General features: G+C 67.3%; 15 protein-coding genes. 9 read left to right on the top strand and 6 right to left on the bottom strand.

Annotated features, from left to right (window positions below; translation table 11 throughout):
- The first annotated feature begins 8 nt into the window (after positions 1–8).
- The 5 genes from LFM09_RS29500 (at position 9) to LFM09_RS29480 (ending at position 5,937) form a co-directional block, all read left to right on the top strand.
- The gene (locus tag LFM09_RS29500) at positions 9–1,313 is read left to right on the top strand and encodes an MFS transporter (protein ID WP_414099839.1); all 1,305 of its coding nucleotides are present in this window, start codon (positions 9–11) and stop codon (positions 1,311–1,313) included.
- Between the two features lie 112 nt (positions 1,314–1,425).
- Entirely contained in the window at positions 1,426–3,891 is a 2,466-nt protein-coding gene (gene nirB, locus LFM09_RS29495) for a nitrite reductase large subunit NirB (protein WP_414099838.1), read from the top strand.
- Positions 3,888–4,202, top strand: coding sequence for a nitrite reductase small subunit NirD (gene nirD, locus LFM09_RS29490; protein ID WP_089949585.1), 315 nt, complete (start codon positions 3,888–3,890; stop codon positions 4,200–4,202). The genes nirB and nirD overlap by 4 nt, the downstream gene beginning before the upstream one ends.
- Complete coding sequence (locus LFM09_RS29485) at positions 4,199–5,293, top strand: uroporphyrinogen-III synthase (RefSeq protein ID WP_414099837.1); 1,095 nt, start codon at positions 4,199–4,201, stop codon at positions 5,291–5,293. The genes nirD and LFM09_RS29485 overlap by 4 nt, the downstream gene beginning before the upstream one ends.
- Positions 5,290–5,937 carry a sirohydrochlorin chelatase gene (locus tag LFM09_RS29480; RefSeq protein ID WP_414099836.1) on the top strand — a complete coding sequence of 216 codons (648 nt, stop codon included), beginning with the start codon at positions 5,290–5,292 and terminating at the stop codon, positions 5,935–5,937. The genes LFM09_RS29485 and LFM09_RS29480 overlap by 4 nt, the downstream gene beginning before the upstream one ends.
- Positions 5,938–6,344: 407 nt before the next feature.
- On the opposite strand, the gene LFM09_RS29475 is transcribed toward LFM09_RS29480, so the two are convergent.
- From LFM09_RS29475 to LFM09_RS29465, 3 genes are read right to left on the bottom strand one after another with little or no spacing between them, the layout of a single operon-like run.
- Positions 6,345–6,668, bottom strand: coding sequence for an MGMT family protein (locus LFM09_RS29475; RefSeq protein ID WP_414099835.1), 324 nt, complete (start codon positions 6,666–6,668; stop codon positions 6,345–6,347).
- A gap of 13 nt (positions 6,669–6,681) precedes the next feature.
- Positions 6,682–7,671, bottom strand: a complete 990-nt coding sequence (locus LFM09_RS29470; protein WP_414099834.1) for an alpha/beta hydrolase — start codon at positions 7,669–7,671, stop codon at positions 6,682–6,684.
- A gap of 17 nt (positions 7,672–7,688) precedes the next feature.
- Entirely contained in the window at positions 7,689–8,984 is a 1,296-nt protein-coding gene (locus LFM09_RS29465) for a cytochrome P450 (protein WP_414099833.1), read from the bottom strand.
- 178 nt (positions 8,985–9,162) lie between these two features.
- On the opposite strand from LFM09_RS29465, the gene LFM09_RS29460 reads away from it, so the two are divergent.
- Entirely contained in the window at positions 9,163–9,978 is an 816-nt protein-coding gene (locus LFM09_RS29460; RefSeq protein WP_414099832.1) for an SAM-dependent methyltransferase, read from the top strand.
- Positions 9,979–10,080: 102 nt separating this feature from the next.
- On the top strand, positions 10,081–12,168 hold the full coding sequence (locus LFM09_RS29455) for a putative bifunctional diguanylate cyclase/phosphodiesterase (RefSeq protein WP_414099831.1): 2,088 nt from the start codon (positions 10,081–10,083) through the stop codon (positions 12,166–12,168).
- On the opposite strand, the gene LFM09_RS29450 is transcribed toward LFM09_RS29455, so the two are convergent.
- Positions 12,165–13,160 (bottom strand): alpha/beta fold hydrolase, encoded by a 996-nt coding sequence (locus LFM09_RS29450; protein WP_414099830.1) that lies wholly within the window; start codon positions 13,158–13,160, stop codon positions 12,165–12,167. The two genes, LFM09_RS29455 and LFM09_RS29450, sit on opposite strands and share 4 nt — an antisense overlap.
- Before the next feature lie 17 nt (positions 13,161–13,177).
- Complete coding sequence (locus tag LFM09_RS29445) at positions 13,178–14,491, bottom strand: cytochrome P450 (protein WP_414099829.1); 1,314 nt, start codon at positions 14,489–14,491, stop codon at positions 13,178–13,180.
- 162 nt (positions 14,492–14,653) lie between these two features.
- On the opposite strand from LFM09_RS29445, the gene LFM09_RS29440 reads away from it, so the two are divergent.
- Both LFM09_RS29440 and LFM09_RS29435 read left to right on the top strand, forming a co-directional pair.
- Positions 14,654–15,469 carry an SAM-dependent methyltransferase gene (locus tag LFM09_RS29440; RefSeq protein WP_414099828.1) on the top strand — a complete coding sequence of 272 codons (816 nt, stop codon included), beginning with the start codon at positions 14,654–14,656 and terminating at the stop codon, positions 15,467–15,469.
- A gap of 105 nt (positions 15,470–15,574) precedes the next feature.
- On the top strand, positions 15,575–17,689 hold the full coding sequence (locus LFM09_RS29435; protein WP_414099827.1) for a putative bifunctional diguanylate cyclase/phosphodiesterase: 2,115 nt from the start codon (positions 15,575–15,577) through the stop codon (positions 17,687–17,689).
- Between the two features lie 45 nt (positions 17,690–17,734).
- On the opposite strand, the gene LFM09_RS29430 is transcribed toward LFM09_RS29435, so the two are convergent.
- Complete coding sequence (locus tag LFM09_RS29430) at positions 17,735–18,682, bottom strand: chitinase (protein WP_414099826.1); 948 nt, start codon at positions 18,680–18,682, stop codon at positions 17,735–17,737.
- Between the last annotated feature and the right edge of the window lie 146 nt (positions 18,683–18,828).

Raw genomic sequence — 18,828 nt, 5'->3', positions numbered from 1 at the left:
GGACACACATGAGCCGCTGGATCGAGCACTGGGAGCCGGAGAAGCCCGAGTTCTGGGAGAGCACCGGCAAGCGAGTTGCGCGCAAGAACCTCATCTTCTCCATCCTCGCGGAGAATCTCGGGTTCAGCGTGTGGGTGCTGATGAGCATCGTGGTCGTGAGTCTCGGCTCGGTCGGCTTCAACTTCAGCGTCGGCCAGCAGTTCTGGCTGCTGATCGTGCCGAACCTCATCGGTGCCGCGCTGCGGGTGCCGTACACCTTCGCGGTGCCGAAGTTCGGCGGACGGTTGTGGACCACGATCAGCGCCGGACTGCTGCTGATTCCGTGCGCGATGCTCACCTACGCCGTGACGACGCCGGGCACGCCGTACTGGTTCTTCCTGCTCACCTCGGCCGCGATGGGTCTGGGTGGCGGCAACTTCTCGTCGTCGATGGCCAACATCTCGTTCTTCTACCCGGAGGGCAAGAAGGGCCTGGCGCTCGGCCTGAACGCGGCCGGCGGCAACCTCGGCGTCGCGATCACACAGCTCATCGTGCCGATCGTGATCACCATCGGTACCGGGATCCACCTCGCGTACGCCGCGCTGATCTGGATGCCGTTCATCCTGATCGCCACCGCCTGTGCGTGGTTCTTCATGGACAGCCTCACCCAGGCCAAGCCGGACGGGCAATCGTACAAGCTGGCCATGTCCAACAAGCACACCTGGGTGATGTCGTTCCTGTACATCGGCACGTTCGGGTCGTTCATCGGGTACTCGTTCGCGTTCCCGTCGCTGATCAAGATCAGCTTCGTGGACTACAAGAGCTTTGTGGCGCTGGCCTTCCTCGGCGCGCTGATCGGCTCCATCGCCCGTCCGGCCGGCGGGTGGCTGGCTGACCGGATCGGCGGCGCGAAGGTGACGCTCTGGACGTTCGTCGGGCTCGGACTGGGCACGATCGGCGTCATGACCAGCGTGGACATGAAGAGCTTCCCGCTGTTCTTCACCTCGTTCATCGCGCTGTTCATCCTGGCGGGCGTCGGCAACGGCTCGACCTACCGGATGATCCCGGCGATCTTCAAGACGCAGTCGGACGACGACAAGTCGGCCAAGCGGCAGGCAGCCGCGGTGGTCGGCATCGCGGGCGCGGTCGGCGCGGCCGGTGGCGTGCTGGTGAACCTCGTCTTCAAGTTCTCGCTGGAGGGCAGCAAGACGCTCACGCCCGCGCTGACCGCGATCCTCGTCTTCTACGGGCTGTGCCTGGTCACCACGTGGTGGTTCTACCTGCGGCGCACCGTGTTCGCGGAGCGTCCTTCGCTCGCCTACGCGGGCGTGTGACGCACACCGCGCTGAGCTGCGGAGAGAGTTTCCTTTAACAGCCGCGAAATGTTGCGGACCTTGGGATGACACGCCGCCCGGTGAGCATACCGGGTGAAGGAGGTATCGCCCGATGGCAGAAACAACGCAGACCTTGGTCGTGATCGGTAACGGCATGGTCGGCCACCGGCTCGTTGAGATCCTCCGCGACTCGTCCTGGCGGATCGTGGTGTTCGGCGAGGAATCCCGGCCCGCGTACGACCGGGTCGCGCTGTCGTCCTATGTGGACACGTGGAGCTCCGCCGACCTGGAGCTCACGCCGTTGACCGGCTGTGAGCTCCGGCTCGGCGAGAAGGCCGTGTCCGTTGACCGGGAACGCCGTGTGGTGGTCGGTGCTTCCGGCATCGAGGTGGAGTACGACGCGCTCGTGCTGGCCACCGGCTCGGTGCCGTTCGTGCCACCGGTTCCCGGTCGCGATCTGCCCGGATGCCACGTCTACCGGACCATCGACGACCTGGACGACATCCGGGCGACCGTCGAGGCCGCCGACCGGCCCGGCCGCCACTCCGGCATGGTGCTCGGCGGTGGCCTGCTCGGGCTCGAGGCGGCCAACGCGTTGCGCGGCATGGGAGTCTCGCCGCACGTCGTGGAGCTGGCGCCGCGGCTGATGCCGATCCAGGTCGACGAAGGTGGTGCCGGGCTGCTGAAGCGGCTGGTCGAGAAGCTCGACCTGACCGTGCACACCGGGACCTCCGCCTCCTCCATCGAACGCGACGGCGCGCGGTTGATCGCCAAGCTGGCCAACGGGGTCGAGCTCGACCTCGACGTGGTCGTGTTCAGTGCGGGCATCCGGCCGCGCACCGATCTGGACCTGGGGCTGGAGCTGGGGCCGCGTGGCGGGTACCTCGTCGACGCCGCCTGCCGGACCGCGGACCCCCGGGTGTTCGCGATCGGTGAGTGCGCCGCGGTCGAGGGCGTGGCCTACGGGCTCGTGGCGCCTGGTTATGCCATGGCCGAGGTGGTCGCGGACCAGCTCGACGGTGGCGCGAAGACGTTCCCCGGAGCCGATGTCTCCACGAAGCTGAAGCTGCTCGGTGTGGACGTGGCGTCGTTCGGCGACGCGCACGCCACCACCGAGGGTGCGCTGGAAGTCGTGGTGAACAACGCGGTCGCCGGCACCTACAGCAAGCTCGTGGTGTCGGATGACGCTCGCACGTTGCTCGGTGGGGTGCTTGTCGGTGACGCCTCCGCCTATGGGTCGTTGCGGCCGTTGGTGGGCCGGGAGGTTCCGGCGGCCCTGCTGCAGCCCGGTGGGGCTGTGGACGTCGAGATGCCCGCGGACGCACAGGTTTGCTCGTGCCACGCGGTGACCAAGCAGACGGTCACCGACGCGATCCAGTCCGGGGTCGCCTGCGACATCGCCGAGCTCAAGGCGTGCACGAAGGCCGGCACGGGCTGTGGCTCGTGCGTGCCGATGCTGAAGAAGTTGCTGACCGACTGCGGTGTCGAGCAGTCCAAGGCGTTGTGCGAGCACTTCACGTACTCGCGGGCGGAGCTTTTCGAGATCATCCGGGCGACCCGGATCACGACGTTCACGGCGTTGATCGAGAAGCACGGCACCGGGCGCGGCTGCGACATCTGCAAGCCCGCGGTGGCCTCGATCCTGGCGTCGCTGGGCAACGGGCACATCCTGGGTACCGAACAGGTCTCGTTGCAGGACACCAACGACAAGTTCCTGGCGAACCTGCAGCGCAACGGCACGTACTCGGTCGTGCCGCGCATCCCCGGCGGTGAGATCACGCCGGAGAAGCTGATCGTCATCGGCGAGGTGGCTCGCGACTACGGCCTCTACACGAAGATCACCGGTGGCCAGCGCATCGACCTGTTCGGTGCGACCGTCGACCAGTTGCCCGAGATCTGGCGTCGTTTGGTCGACGCGGGCTTCGAGTCCGGTCACGCGTACGGCAAGGCGTTGCGCACGGTCAAGTCCTGCGTCGGCACGACCTGGTGCCGTTACGGCGTGCAGGACTCGGTCGGGCTCGCCATCGAGCTGGAGCTGCGGTACCGGGGACTGCGGTCGCCGCACAAGCTCAAGTCCGCTGTCTCGGGGTGCGCCCGCGAGTGCGCCGAGGCTCGTGGCAAGGACTTCGGCGTGATCGCGACCGAGAACGGCTGGAACCTGTACGTCGGCGGCAACGGCGGCTTCACGCCTCGCCACGCCGATCTGCTGGTGTCCGATGTGGACACTTCGGAGCTGATCAAGATCATCGACCGGTTCCTGATGTTCTACATCCGCACGGCGGACCGGTTGCAGCGCACGTCGGCGTGGCTGGAAGGGCTCGACGGCGGGCTTGAGCACCTGCGTGAGGTCGTGGTCGACGACAAGCTCGGCATCTGCGACGAGCTCGAGGCCGCGATGGCGGCGCACGTCGACGACTACGCCGACGAGTGGCGTGGTGTGTTGGAGGACCCGGAGAAGCTGGCGCGGTTCACGTCGTTCGTGAACGCGCCGGGTACGCCGGATCCGACGATCTCGTTCCGCGCTGAGCGCGGTCAGCGCGTTCCTGTCCAGCTCGGGATTCCGGAGGTCGTCAGGTGACCGTCGTCTGTGACTTTGAGGTGTTGCGTCCGGAGCAGGGTGTGGCGGCGTTGCTGCCCGACGGCTCGCAGGTGGCGGTGTTCCTGACCGCCGATGGTTCATTGCACGCGTTGGACAACATCGACCCGTTCAGCGGCGCGGCGGTGCTGTCGCGCGGCATCGTGGGCGACCGCGGTGGCGTTCCCGTCGTGGTGTCGCCGGTCTACAAGCAGGCGTTCGAGCTGGCGACCGGCAAGTGCCTGGACGAGCCGTCCGTGTCTGTCGCGGTGCACCGGGTGCGCGTGCGTGACGGTGTCGTGGAGCTGACATGAACGGGCCGTTGGCGGGCTTCACGATTGGCGTCACCGCTGCCCGTCGCGCCGACGAGCTCATAGCTCTGCTGGAACGCAAGGGTGCGTCCGTGATCCACGGTCCGGCGATCCGCATCCTGCCGCTGCCCGACGACGCGGAACTGCACCAGGCCACGTCGCGGCTGGTCTTGGCGCCGGTCGACGTCGTCGTCGCCACCACCGCGATCGGGTTCCGCGGGTGGTTCGAAGCCGCCGAGGGGTGGGGGCTGGCCAGCCGTCTGCACCGCGCCATGGAGGGTGCCGTGGTGCTGCCACGAGGCCCGAAGGCCAAGGGCGCGGTGCGGGCGGCCGGGCTGGTCGAGACCTGGTCGCCGACGTCGGAGTCGAACGCCGAGCTGCTGCAGTACCTGTTGCGGATGGGTGTTGCCGGCAAGCGGGTCGCTGTTCAGCTGCACGGGGAGCCGTTGCCGGACTTCGTGGGGAGTCTGCGGGCCGCTGGGGCTGATGTGGTCGAGATTCCGGTTTATCGGTGGGAGCCGCCGGCTGACATCGCGCCGTTGGACCGGTTGATCGATGCGGTGCTGGCTGGGCAGGTCGATGCTTTGACGTTCACCAGTGCGCCGGCTGCTTCGTCGGTGCTGCGGACGGCTGGCGAGCGGTACGGCGATCTGGTGGAGGCGTTGCGGCGCAACGTTCTTGTGGTCGGGGTCGGGGCCATTACCGCTGGGCCGTTGGTGGCTGCTGGGATTCCGGTCGTGCAGCCTGTGCGGTCTCGGATCGGGTCGATGGTTCGTGAGCTGACTGTAGAGCTGCCTGCGCGGGCTACTCGGTTGCGGATTGCCTCGCGGGACATGGAGATGCGGGCTCAGGCTGTTGTGATCGATGGTGAGTTGCGGCCTGTTGCTCCTGCGCCGATGGCTGTGTTGCGGACACTTGTGGCTGCTCGGGGTCGGGTTGTTTCTCGGCAGGACTTGTTGGCTGCCTTGCCTTCTGGCGGTGAGGAGCACGCCGTTGAGACTGCTATTGGGCGGTTGCGGACGGCTTTGGGATCGCCGCAGATGGTTTGCACGGTGGTCAAGCGCGGTTATCGACTTGCCATGGAGCCTGTATGAAGCTGGTGTTGGCGTTTCACGGCACTCGTGATCCTCGTGGGGTTGTGGTGTGCGAGGAGATCGCGGATCTGGTGCGACCTCAGGTCGACGTGCCCGTCGAGGTTGCTTATGCCGATGTTCGGCAGCCGGACGTCCGGTCTGTTGTGGACGGGCCCTGTGTTGTTGTGCCGGCGTTTTTGGCTGCTGGGTATCACGTTCGGAAGGACATTCCCGAGCAGATCGGGCGGCGGTCGGATGTTGTGTTGACGTCGCCGCTTGGGGTGGATGCGGTGCCTGCCGTTCGGGATCGGTTGGCTGAGGCCGGGTTTCGGCGTGGGGACGCGTTGGTGCTGGCTGCTGCCGGGTCGTCGGATGCTCGGGCGCTTGCTGATGTTCGGCGGGCTGCTGGGATGTTGGGGGCTTCGGGCGTTGGGTATGTAGCTACTGCTACGCCTCGGGTGGCCGATGTGGTTGCTTCGTTGCGGGGTGGTGGGCGGCGGGTGGCCGTTGCGTCCTGGTTGTTGGCGCCTGGGGTGTTTCACTCGTCGCTTGCCGACTGCGGGGCGGATGTTGTTTCTGCACCTGTTGGGGCGCATCCTCTTGTGGTTGATGCGTTGGTGCGTAAGTACTTCGCGGCTTTGGCTTTGGTTCGGGCGTCTGCCTGAGGGGCGCGCTCTTTGCGTGGGTCGTCCCCGGTTGCGTTGGCGGGCGCCGGTTTGTTGTCCGTAGGTGGGCGCGTTGCGTGCTTATGCGCCGGTTGCTTTCCGGGGCGCCGCCCCAGACCCCGCCAATCTGATCAAAGACCGGCCAGCGCCGCGGGCGGGTTGATGGCACGCCTGTTGCTCAGGGCGGCTGCCTGTTGCGTAGGTGCTTGCGTTGGTGGGGTGGTCCCGTCACGAGCCGCGCCTGAGCGACCCACACCCACTCCTGGGCGCGGCGAACGATCGGGCACGACTCGTGACGGGACCACTCCACCCGGCCCGTACGGGAAGGACGGCTCGCCTTCGGCATCGCATAAGAGCATCGGGCTCACCCAGTGCGTAAGGGCGGGGCGGCTCGCCTTCGGCTTCGTTTACCAGAGGCCTTCTGGCTCGGTGGTTTCCTTGCGGGCGTCTTCCCAGCGGTACTCGCGGAGGTTCACCTTGCCGTCGAGGTTCGGGACGCCCTCCTCGTGCAGCATCTGGAGTTGCGTCTCGCGGAGGTGAGGTGCGCAGGTGCCGTCCGCCTTCAGCACGCGTTGCCACGGCAGGTCGTGGCCGTCCTCGTTGAGGATGCGGCCTACCAGCCGTGGCGACGGTGCTTTGGCCAGGTCGGCGATGTCGCCGTAGGTGGCGACACGGCCTCGGGGGATGGCCTTGATGAAGTCGCGGACCCGCTCGTGGATCTCCTCGTCCATCAGGCCAGCTTAGTCAGATGCCCTTTGACCACTGGGCGACTGCGGAGTGGTAATCGGGGGCGTTCGGGGCGTAGTTGATGGAGTGGCCGTAGCCGTTCAGGACGTAGGTGTCGAGGCGGGGGACTGCTGGGAAGAACTGACCCTCGTCGGCCTTCAGGGCGGCGGCGGAAGAGCAGTCGCTGCCCATGAGGGGGAGGCCGGAGCTGCAGAAGTGGGTGTCGTTGCCCACGACGATCATCACGGGGACGGTGATGTTGCGGGAGATCGGGATGATCACGGTGTTCAGGAGGATGGTGTCCACGGCTTCCGTTACGGCGAAGACGTCCTTCGTGGACTCGTCGAACGAGATGGCTCCGGAGACCAGTGGGCCCGGCTTGTGGAACGAGTTGTAGCGGGTGTCCGGCATCGTGGTCAGGTAGCCGAGGTCCAGGCGGGCCGGGATCATGTTGGCCAGTACCGGGACGACGGTCACGTAGTTCATCTTGTGCGTGAAGCCGGTTACCAGGACGCCGTCCACGTCGTGGTAGGTGCCTGCCTCGATCATGGCCATCGCGGAGCCGATCGAGTGGCCCGCGACGATCACCTTGGAGAAGCGGGGCTTCAGGGTCTTGATGACCTGGTGGACGGCGCTGGCCTGGGTGGAGGCGGTGACCAGGGCGCTGAGGGGCTTGGAGCTCTTGCCGGTGCCCAGGCGGTCCAGGGCCAGGGTGGCGATGCCTGCGGCGTTCTGGGAGCGGACGTAGGAGCGGGTGCTCGGGTCGTAGCCGATGTCCCAGTACGTGTTGTCGTAGGTGCCGCCGGGGATCAGGACCTGCACGGTTTGCGCGCCGGTGGGCACGCAGAGCTTGCCGTACATGGTTTCCTGCGACTGGATCAGTGGTGTGAGGCCTACGGAGACCGGGGTGTTGACGTCCTGGCAGCTCACCGCGGCCGTGGCCGGTGTCGGGGTGAGCGTGATTCCGGTGGCGAGCAGTGCCGCGGCGCACAACCGGCGGAAACGCATGGGGGTACTACCTCCAACTAGTTGCGGGGAACGGCCTTCATGAGCAGGCCGTTGGGGTACGGGGCGGACGTGAACTTCACGCGCGCCGGACGGGTGGGGGCGAGACGCCACTGCTGCGCGACTGTTGCGAGCGTGATGACGATCTCGGTGTGGGCGAAGGTGTTGCCCAGGCATTGGCGGTTGCCGCCGCCGAACGGGATGAACGCGCCGCGTGGCAGGCCGGAGACGAAGTCAGGTGTCCAGCGGTCCGGGTCGAAGCGGTCCGGCGCTGGGAAGTAGCGCGGGTCGTGGTGCAGGGCGTGCGGGCTGACGATCACCTCGGCGCCCGCAGGTAGCTGGACGTCGCCCAGTTGGACGTCCACTAGCGTTCGGCGCATCACGAACCAGATCGGGTACATGCGCAGGGTTTCCTGCACGATCTGCTCGGTGCAGGTCAGGGAGGCGATGTCGGCGGCTGTCACCGGGCGGCCGCCCAGCACGGAGTCGATCTCGGCGTGCAGGCGGTTTTCGATCTCGGGGTTGTTGCCGACCTCGTACAGGGCCCAGGCGAGGGCGATCGCGGTGGTCTCGATGCCCGCGGTGAGCAGGGTCAGGACCTCGTCGTAGGTCTGTTCGTCGGTCATGCCCGCTAAGAGCAGCATCGAGAGCACGTCGCCGTGGTCGGTGCCGTCGGCGCGCCAGCTCTCGATCACTTCCAGCACAACGGCTTTCATGCGTGCGATGGCGGCGTCGAATTCGCGGTTACCTGGAATCGGGAGCTTCTCGACGAACGACGGGGAGAGCGCGCGGATCATGCCCTGCTGGATGACGGTGAAGATCGACCGGCGGACCTCCTCGACGGCGCGTTTGCCGATTTCGGTGGAGAAGAGCGCCTCGCCGACGATGGTGACCGCGAGCTCCTGCATGTCGTTCTCGATGACGCGGATCTCGCCGGGTTGCCACCGCGCAACCAGCGCAGCAGCGGCACGAGCCATCGTCGAGGCATAGTTCTCGATCCGTTCCCGGTGGAACGCCGGCTGCATCAAGCGGCGCTGGCGCAGGTGGTGGTCGCCGTTCGACAGGAGCAGTCCGGTTCCCAGGTACGGCTGGAACTTGTCGAACATCGCCCCCTTGCGAAACTTGGACCCTTGCGACACAAGCACTTCGTAGGTGAGCGAAGGATCGGTGACGAAGTAGGCGTGCAACGGGCCGAGGTCCAGGCGCACGACCTCGCCGTGCTCGTGCAGCGCGTCGGTGAACTTGGCGCGCTGGGAGAGCATCGCCGGGGTGTGCCCGAGTAACGGCCAGCGGTGGGGAGCCACCGGGACGGGCATTCGGGCTCCTGAGGAGTTCGGCCGAATGGGGACGGACCACCCTAGGAGCCGTTTGGGGGAAGACGACAGTGCCTGATCGGGTGGTTCCCGGTCACTCTGTTGGTGCAGTGCGCGAGCCTCGCGGGTGACTAAGCTCGTGCGTCATCCCCGATCGCCACGAACCGAAGAGGTGTTTCCCGTGGCAGAGACCCAGGACTGGGTTCCTCTCGGCATCGACACCAACGTGCCGAGCATGGCCCGCGTCTACGACTACATCCTCGGTGGCGCGCACAACTTCGCCGCCGACCGGCAGGTCGGTTCCCAGATCGAGAAGCTCGTGCCGGGGCTGCCCAGCGTCGCCCGGCTCAACCGGCGGTTCCTCGGCCGCGCGGTGAACTTCCTGATGGACCAGGGGATCCGCCAGTTCCTCGACATCGGTTCGGGCATCCCGACCGTCGCGAACGTGCACGAGGTCGCGCAGGAACGCGACCCGGAGGCGCGCATCGTCTACGTCGACAAAGACCCGGTCGCGGTGGCGCACAGCGAACTCATGTTGTCCGGCAACAAAAATGCCGGCGTCGTACAGGCCGACATGCGCGACCCGGACGCGGTGCTCGCGAGCCCCGAGCTGCAGCGGTTGCTGCGCTTCGACGAGCCGATCGGCCTGTTGATGCTGCTCATGCTGCACTGGGTGCCGGACGAGGACGACCCGCACAAGCTCGTCGCCCGTTACCGCGACGCGTTGCCCGCCGGCAGCTTCATCGTCATGACGCACGTCAGTGAGGACCAGGCGGACCAGAAGGTCGACCAGGCGGTCGACGTCGTCAACCGCAGCAAGAGCGACCAGATGACCATGCGCACACATGGCCAGGTCAACGCGTTGTTCGACGGGTTCGAGCTGGTGGAGCCGGGTCTGGTCGGCTGCGGCGAGTGGAGGCCGTCCGGGCCTGGTGACATCGCGGACGAGGCGGCGATGAACATGTTCTTGTACGCTGGTGTTGGTCGTAAGGACTGAAACCACCCTGTAGTGTCGGAGGTTCACTCCGTTGGCGCAGCGGGCGTCGACTACCGGTAGGTAAACTGCCGAACACTCTTCAACCCATACAGGGCAACGGGAATGACGAAACCAAGCCGAAGACCCGATGCCGCTCCACCTCCGGACAACGCCGCCGTCCGCGCCCGAGAAGCCTTGGCGCGCAAGTGGAGCTACCTGCTCAGCAGTGTCGTGATGGTCGCGCTGAGCAGGGACGAGCTGGACGCCGAACTGGGCGCCCAGCTCGATGTGTTGTGTGCGGCGCTGCACAACGAGCCGTTCGACCCTGCTCCGTTCGAGGAGGTGGGCGAGCGACTCGTCGCTCTCGGCTACGTCAACGAGCCCGGACTCCGGCGCACCGTCGACGTGCTGGGAAAGGGCTTGCTCGGGCTGGAGGAGTTCAGCGCGATCGAGCACCACCCGGTGCGCGTGGTCGGTGGAGTCGGTGCGCTGACCGCCGGGTACTCGGCGGCTCGCGGACGCTCGATCCTCGACCAGCAGGAGAGCATGCAGCGGTCGCTGTTGAAGGCTGCCCGCGACGCGCAGTGGGACCAGCGGCAGAGCGAGGCCAAGTTCGCCGGCATCGCGATCTCGTCGACGAACGGCATCCTGATCGTCGGCCTCGACGGGAACGTGGTGTGGGCCAACGAGGCGATCGGCGACATCCTCGGCCGCCGCCCGGAACCCGGCACCCGGCTCATGGAGCTCGTCGCACCGAGCTCGATCGTGGTCTTCCGCGAGATGATGGAGAAAGTCCTTGCAGAGCGCGACGAGTTCGAGCGGGAACCGATGCAGTTGCTGCGCGCCGAGGACGACTTGGCGAAGGTGACGCTGACGGCGTCGCTGCTGCGCGACGGCGACGACAAGCCGAGCCATGTGCTCGTGGTCGCCGACGACGACACGGAACTGGCGCTGCTGCAAGGAGAACTGCGCAGGCAGTCGCTGCACGACGTGCTGACCGGGCTCCCGAACCGGCAGTTCTTCACCACGCACCTGGAAACCGTGCTGCGCCGCGCCGACCCCGAGTTCGGCGTGACGATCTTCCACCTCGACCTCGACGCGTTCGGCCTGGTGTGCAACAGCCTCGGCGGGCGCGTGGGCGAGAAGCTGCTGCAGCACGTGGCACGCAGGCTGCGGGCGTTGATGTCCCGCGAACAGGCGATGGTCGCGCGGTTCGACGGCGACGAGTTCGGCATCGTCGTGGAGAACTCCTCCGCCACCCCGGACGTCGCGGCGACAATGGCCGCCATCAACGCCGACCTGGCCGAACCGATCTTCGTGGACGAGCACGGGCTCGCCGTCTCGGTGAGTGCCGGTGTCGTGCACCGGCCGCTGCCCGACGTCGACCCGGTCGAACTGCTGCGCATGGCGGACCTGGCGTTGCGCCAGGCCAAGAAGGACCAGCGCGGCCAGTGGGAGTTGTTCCACGGCAACCAGGACACCGCGTTCCGGCGCGACGCCGCGCTGGCCGTCGTGATGCCGGGAGCGTGGGAACAGGGCGACATCGGCGTCGCCTACCAGCCCGTCCGCGTGCTCGCGACCGGCGAGCTGGCGGGCGTGGAAGCCGTGCTGCACTGGGAACTCACGGACCGCTGCGCCGACCTCGCCGACCAGACCGGCCTCATCCTGCCGATGGGCGAGTGGCTGATCAGGATCGCGGCCGGCCAGGCGCAGTGGTGGCGCCAGCGCGGCGAGCTCGACGCGCAGTTCGGCGTCCGCCTCACCCGGCACCAGTCGACCGACGCGGACCTGGCGTCACGCGTGGGGAAGGCGATCGAGGAGAGCGGGATGCCGCCCGAGCGCCTGACGCTGACCATGCCGGTCGGCGTGCTGGGCGTGTCCGACGCGGCGGAGAACCTGGGCACGCTGGCGGACATGGGCATCCGGATCGCGCTCGACGACTTCGGCCTCGGCCCGCGGGACCTGGCGTGGCTCTCGGAGCTGCCGATCGCGTCCGTGCTGGTGCCGAACGACCTGGTGCTGCGCCAGGACCCGCGCTCCGCTCTGCTGATCAAGGCTGTGCACGACCTGGGCGTGAACCTCTGCGTGGACGGCATCGAGACCGCCGAGCAGGCGAAGTGGTGGACGGAAGCGGGCGCCGACCTCGCGATCGGCGCCTACTTCGACAAGCCCAAGGATGCGGGCGAGTTCCTGAAGAAGCTGCGGAACTAAAGGCTCTTCTGCCAGGCGATGACAGCCGCGTGGTACTCGGCGGAGTTCGGCGCGAAGTTGATGCAGTGGCCGTAGCCGTCGAGGACGAATCCGTCCATCCGCGGCGCGTTCGAGAAGTACGGCCTCTCCGAGGCCACCAGCGCTTCGGCGGACGAGCAGTCGGCGCCGAGCGGCGGGGTGCCGCAGAAGTAGTCCGCCGACGACTGGACGCTCATCACCGGGGCCGTGATGCCGCGGCTGGCCGGGATCACGATGTTGTTCATGAGGATGGTGGTGACGGCCTCGGTCGTCGCGAAGACGTCCTTTGTGGACTCGTCGTAGTCGATCACGGCGGGGTTCGCCGGGCCGGGATCGTGGAACATGCCGTAGCGGGCTCCCGGTGCCGTGGTCAGGTAGCCGGGGTCCAGGCCTAGCTTGCTCAGCTTCGGGTCGAGGGTGACCGGGATCGCGTTGGCCAGCGCGGGCACCACCCTGGTGTAGTCCCACTGGTTGGCCATGCCGGTGACCAGCACGCCGTCGACGTCGCGGTAGGTGCTCGCCTCCGCGATCGCGATGCCTGAGCCGATGGAGTGGCCGCCGCCGAGCACCTTCTGGAAGCGGGGACGCAGGGTCTGGATCACGTGGTGCACCGCTTGCGCCTGAGTCGTGGTGTTGACCAGCAGGCTCAGGGGTTTGCTGCTCTTGCCGGTGCCGATCCGGTCCACCGTCATGGTGGCGATGCCGGCGTTGTTCATCGCCTGCCGAACCGAGCGGACCTCCGGGTTGACCGGGATGTCCCAGTACTCGCTGGTGTACGAGCCGCCGGGAACGAGAACCTGCACCGTCGTCGCGCCCTGTGGCACGCACAGCTTGCCGTACATGGTCTGCTGGGTGAGCCCGAAGCGCACCGGTGTGTACACGTCCTGACAGTTGGTCTGGGCCGCGTTCGCCGGAAGCGGCACGACGGCGAGCAATGCGAGCGATACGGCGGCACAAAGCCGACGGAGACGCATCGGAGTACAACCTCCAACTAGCGGGGGACGGCCTTCATCAGAAGGTCCACGGGGTAAACGGCGTTGGTGAACTTGGTGCGAACCGGCTGGACGGGGACCAACCGGTATCGGGTGCAGACGGTCGCCACCGCGATGACGATCTCGGTCAGCGCGAAGTGGTTTCCGATGCACTGGTGGATCCCGCCGCCGAACGGGACGAACGCGCCCTTGGGCAGCTGCCGGGCGCGCTCGGCAGTCCAGCGGCCGGGGTCGAAGCGGTCGGGATCGGGGAAGAGCGCCGGGTTGTGGTGCATCGCGTGGGGGCTGAGGATCACCTCGGTGCCGGGCGCGAGGTGGACACCACCGAGGTCGACCTCCTCGGCGGCGCGGCGCATGAGGAGCCAGAGCGGGTACTTCCGCAGGACCTCGTTCGCCACCTGGCCGACGTAGGTCAGCTTCGGCACGTCGTCGAACGTCACCGGGCGCCCGGCCAGCACCTCGTCGATCTCGGCCAGCACCCGCCGTTCGATCTCCGGGTTGGCGGCGATCTCGTGGAAGATCCACGCCAGCGCCAGCGCGGTGGTCTCGATGCCCGCCGTCAGCAGCGTGATGACCTCGTCGAAGACCTGCTGGTCGGTCATCGGTTCGCCGGTGTCGGCGTCCCTCGCGAGCATCAGCATGGACAGCAGGTCCCCGTGGTCGGCGCCGTCCGCGCGCCAGCTCGCGATGACCTCCTCCACGATCGCGCGCATCCGGGCGATGGCCGCGTCGAACTCGCGGTTGGCCGGGATGGGCAGCTTCTCGACGAACCCCGGCGAGAGCACGCGCACGATGCCGTTCTTGATGATCACGAAGATCGACCGGCGCGCTTCCTCGATCGCGCGCTTGCCGATCTCGGTGGAGAACAGCGACTCACCGACGATCATGACGGCGAGACTCTGCATGTCCTCCTCGACCCGCCGCACGTCGTCCGGCCGCCAGCCGTCCACGAGGTCGCGCGTCGCGCGGGCCATGACGTCCGCGTAGCCGGCGATCCGGTCGCGGTGGAAGGCCGGCTGCATCATCCGGCGCTGCCGCAGGTGGAAGGGGCCGTTCGACATCGCGAGCCCGTTGCCGATGAACGGGCGGAACTTGTCGAACATCAACCCTTTGTTGAACTTCGGTGCATCTGTGACCAGCACCTGGTGCATCAGCTGCGGGCTGGTGATGAATAATGATCGCATCGGGCCGAGATGGACTTCGACGACATCGCCCTGACGTCGCAAATTCGCGGTGAACTCGAATCTTTTCCGCAACATCGGCAGGGTGTGCCCGAGAAATGGCAACCTGCCAGGCGCCACCGGGACGGACATCATCGCTCCTCGCGAGTGGAAAGAGATGGACCACAATAGGAGTCATTCGGGGGAGCCTGACAGTGCCCGATCGGGTGGCATCGGTTCACACCGACGGATCAGCGATACCTGCTCACTCGGGTGACTAAGCTTGTGCGTCCACAAACCGAAGAGGTGGTCGCCGTGCCCGTCGAACAGAGTTGGGTTCCGCAGAGCGTGGACGTGTCGGTGCCGAGCGGTGCTCGGGTGTACGACTACATGCTGGGTGGCGCGCACAACTTCGCGGTGGACCGCGAGATGGGCGAGAAGCTCGAGCAGGTGATGCCGCACGCGCGCAGCGCGGCCCGGATCAACCGGGCGTTCCTCGGCCGTGCGGTGCGGTTCATGGTCGACCAAGGGGTGCGCCAGTTCCTGGACGTCGGCTCGGGCATCCCGACCGTGGCCAACGTGCACGAGGTCGCGCAGGCCGTGGCGCCCGAGTGCCGTGTCCTGTACGTCGACCGCGATCCGGTGGCCATCGCCCACAGCGAGCTGATCCTCGCGGGCGTCGAGGGCACCGGCGTGCTGCAGGCCGACCTGCGTGATCCGGCGAGCATCCTGGACAGCGCCGAGGCGCGCCGGCTGCTCGACTTCGACGAGCCCATCGGCGTGCTGATGCTGTTCATGCTGCACTGGGTGCCCACCGAGGCGGACCCGTGGGGGCTGCTGAAGCACTACCGCGAGGCCCTGCCGAGCGGCAGCTACCTGGCGATCACACATCTCACCTTCGAGCACGACAACGAGGGTGCGAAGGCCGCGGCCGCCAAGATGAACCAGGCGGGCGGTGAACAGGTGGTCGAGCGCGGCAAGGACGAGATCCTCGCGCTGTTCGGAGATTTCGAACTGGTCGAGCCGGGACTGGTCGGGTTCGCCGAATGGCGACCTTCCGGCCCTGGCGACATCTCCGTCATGCCGTCCATGAACAAGGTCGCTTTTGCCGGAGTCGCACGCAAACCATAGAAAATCCCGATCGAGTGAGACCGATTCACCCTGCCGGTCGACCGGAGGCAGACAGTTCGTGGGTAAACTGCCGAAAAATCTGAGCCCACGACGAGGCAGCCCCGAATGCCTAGCCCGAGTCGAATACCCGACGTAACGCCGTCGCCCGAGGACGTTGTCCGGGCGCGGATGACGCTCGCCCGGAAATGGACGTACCTGCTGCAAGGCCTGGTGGCGATCCCGATGGGCCGCGACGCACTCGAGGCCCGACTGAGCGGCACGCTGGACGCGTTGTGCGAGGTGTTGCACGCGGAGCCGTTCACGGCTGATCCGGCCGAGCGCCTGGGCGCGGAACTGGCGGCGCTGGGTCACCTGGGGAAGATCGGGCTGCGCTGCACCGCCGACGTGCTCGGCAAGGGGCTGCTCGCGCTTGCGGAGTTCCAGCCGGTCGCTCGGTACGCGGAACGGGTCGCGCTCGTCATCGGCGCACTCGGGAGCGGCTTCACCGCGGCGAACACCGAGTCCGTGCTCACACAACAGGAGAGCATGCAGAGGTCGTTGCTCAAGGCGGTGCGCGACGCGAACTGGAACCTCAAGGAGAGCGAGGCCCGGTTCAACGAGGTCGTCACGTCGTCCACGAACGGTGTGCTGATCGTCGACCTCGAAGGCCGGCTGCTCACGGTGAACGCGGCCACCGGAGACATCCTCGGGCGCACCCCGGAGGAGCTGACCGGCGTGCCGCTGCTCGACCTCATCGCGCCCGGCTTCGTCGAGATGCTGAGCGACGCGCTTGATGAGCTGCGCAGTGGCGCGGCGGAGCGGATCAGGCAGTCGCAACGGATGCTGCGCAAGGACGGCGAGGCGGCGCGGTTGTCGTTGACGGCGTCGTTGTTGCGCGGTGCGGACGAGGCGCCGGTGCACTTCGTCGTGGTGGTCGAGGACGGCACCGAGCTGGAGCTGTTGCAGAGCGAGCTCAAGCGGCAGGCGTTGCACGACGTGCTGACCGGGCTGCCGAACCGCCAGTTCTTCACCACCCAGCTGGAGATCGCGCTGCGCAAGGCCGACCCCGAGCACGGCATCACGGTGTTCCACCTCGACCTCGACGCGTTCGGCATGGTGTGCAACAGCTTCGGCGGCCGGGTCGCCGAGCGGCTGCTGCAGCACGTCGCGCAGCGGTTGCGGGTGTTGATGGCGCCGGAGAAGGCGATGATCGCCCGGTTCGACGGCGACGAGTTCGGTGTTCTCGTGGAGAACACCGAGACCACGCCGAGCGTCGGCGCGATCATGAAGAGCATCAACGACGACCTGCTCGAACCGACCTATGTGGACGGTCACGGGCTGGCGGTGTCGGTGAGCGCGGGCGTGGTGCACCGGCCGGCGAGCGACGTGGAACCGGTCGACCTGCTGCGGGCGGCGGACACGGCGTTGCGCCGGGCCAAGGTGCGCAGGCGCGGGCAGTGGGAGGTGTTCCACGCCGACCAGGACGCCGAGGCCCGCCGCGACCACGCGGTCGCCGTGACCATGCCGGGAGCGTGGGAGAACGGCGAGATCACCGCGCGGTACCGGCCGATCGTGCGGCTGGCCGACGGAGTGGTCAGCGGTGTCGAGGCGGTGCTGCACTGGGAACGGCCGGACGGCGAGGTGCTGGACCACGACCGGTGTGCGGCGCTGGCCGAGGCGACCGGGCTGATCCTGCCGCTCGGCGAGTGGCTGCTGCGGGTCGCGGGCGGTCAGTCGGTGTGGTGGCGGCAGCGCGGGCAGTTCGACGAGCCGTTGGTCGTGCGGCTGACCTCGCACCAGTCGACCGACGCTGACCTGGTGTCACGGGTGATGACCGTGCTCGGCGAGACCCGGCTGAAGGTCGAGGACCTGGCGGTCAGCATGCCCGCCGCGGTGCTCCTGGAGACCGACGCGGCGGACAACCTGTCGGTGCTCGCGGGTCTGGGTGTGCACGTGGGGCTCGACGACTTCGGGCTCGGGCCGTTGGATCCCGCGACCGTGGCGGACCTGCCGGTGAAGTCGGTGCGGGTCGCGCGGAGCCTGGTCGAACGCCGATCGCCTTACGTGACAGCGCTGATGCCGTTGGTGCGAGGCGCGGGTGTGACGGTCGCGGTCGACGGGATCACCAGCGCGGAGCAGGCTCATTGGTGGCTCGCGGCGGGTGCGGACTTCGCGACCGGTGACCACTTCGGCGTGGCGGGGACGCCGGGAGACTTCCTGAGGACGTTGGAACTCCGGTGACCGGACGGGGTCGGGGTCACGTCCGGCCACCGGAGGAGTCTGTTGCTAACCAGTGAACTTGGCCAGCGCCTTGGTGAATTCGTAGGTCTGCTGGTTGATGCCGCTGCATGAGGAGCTCATTGCCCCGCAGTTACCGCGGTCCCGGTTCACGGCCCAGAACGACACCCGCGCCAGGTGCTTGGAGTTCGCCCACGTCACGATGTCGCGGAAGTTCTGCGGGGTGACGGTCTCGCCGGTGTCGGTCTTGCCGTTCATCGACGACAGGCCGCTGCGCCGGTACGCCGCGTCGTCCGTGAGTCCGAACGTCGCCTTGACGTGGTTCTTCAGGCCGTCGACCGCGCTCTTGGTGTACGCGAACATGTCGCCACCGCTGCCCCAGTCGAACGGCATGACGGCCCACGTGTCGACCGGCGCTGCCAGTTCCTTGGCGCGGGTGACCAGGCGCTTGCCCCAGGAGTTCGGGCCGGTGCGGTCGGTCGGCATGGTGATGACCGTCTTCACCGCGGGCCGCTGCTGCTTGACGATCTTCAGCGCGTTCAGCACGCGGTCCTGCGTGGTGTTGTTCTCGAACTCGGCGGCCTCGATGTCGATGTCGATCGCCTTGAGCGCGTAGGCGTCGATGACCTTCAGGTAGGCGCCGGCGAGTGCCTGTGGGCTGGTGCAGAACTGGCCGAGTTTGTTGCCGGACCAGCCGCCGATCGACGGCACCGCGTCACCGCCGGCCGCACGGATGTTGTTGATCAGGGTCTTGTCCGAGCCGGTGAGCGAGCGGCTGCCGTCCCACTTCGGGTTGCAGGTGCCGTCGCTGAGGATGAACGCGAGGGTGAACGACTTGATACCCGTCTGCTGCATCACCGTGGCCGGGTTGGGCTGGCCGCCCCACTGGTAGAGGTACGGCGCCGCGAGCACGGGGTTGACGGCCGCCTGTGCGGTCGTGGGCAGCATGATCGCCGCGCACGTGGCAGCGACTGCGCCGACGAGGAACCGCTTCATCAGTCCTCCAAGACTGCTCGGTCCAGGGCGGCGGAGCTGGCAGTGAGGGGGCTCACAACGTCTTCAAAAATGGACTAGACCACCAGTATCTGTCAAGAAGGTAGTCGAAAAACGGGTGCTGCTCTGATCGGCGGGCATCGCTGATC

This window comes from Lentzea alba, from assembly GCF_047445655.1.
Lineage (GTDB): Bacteria > Actinomycetota > Actinomycetes > Mycobacteriales > Pseudonocardiaceae > Lentzea > Lentzea alba_A.
The sequence above is the reverse complement of the archived record's forward strand: the minus strand, read 5'-3'. Positions and strand labels throughout refer to the sequence as shown.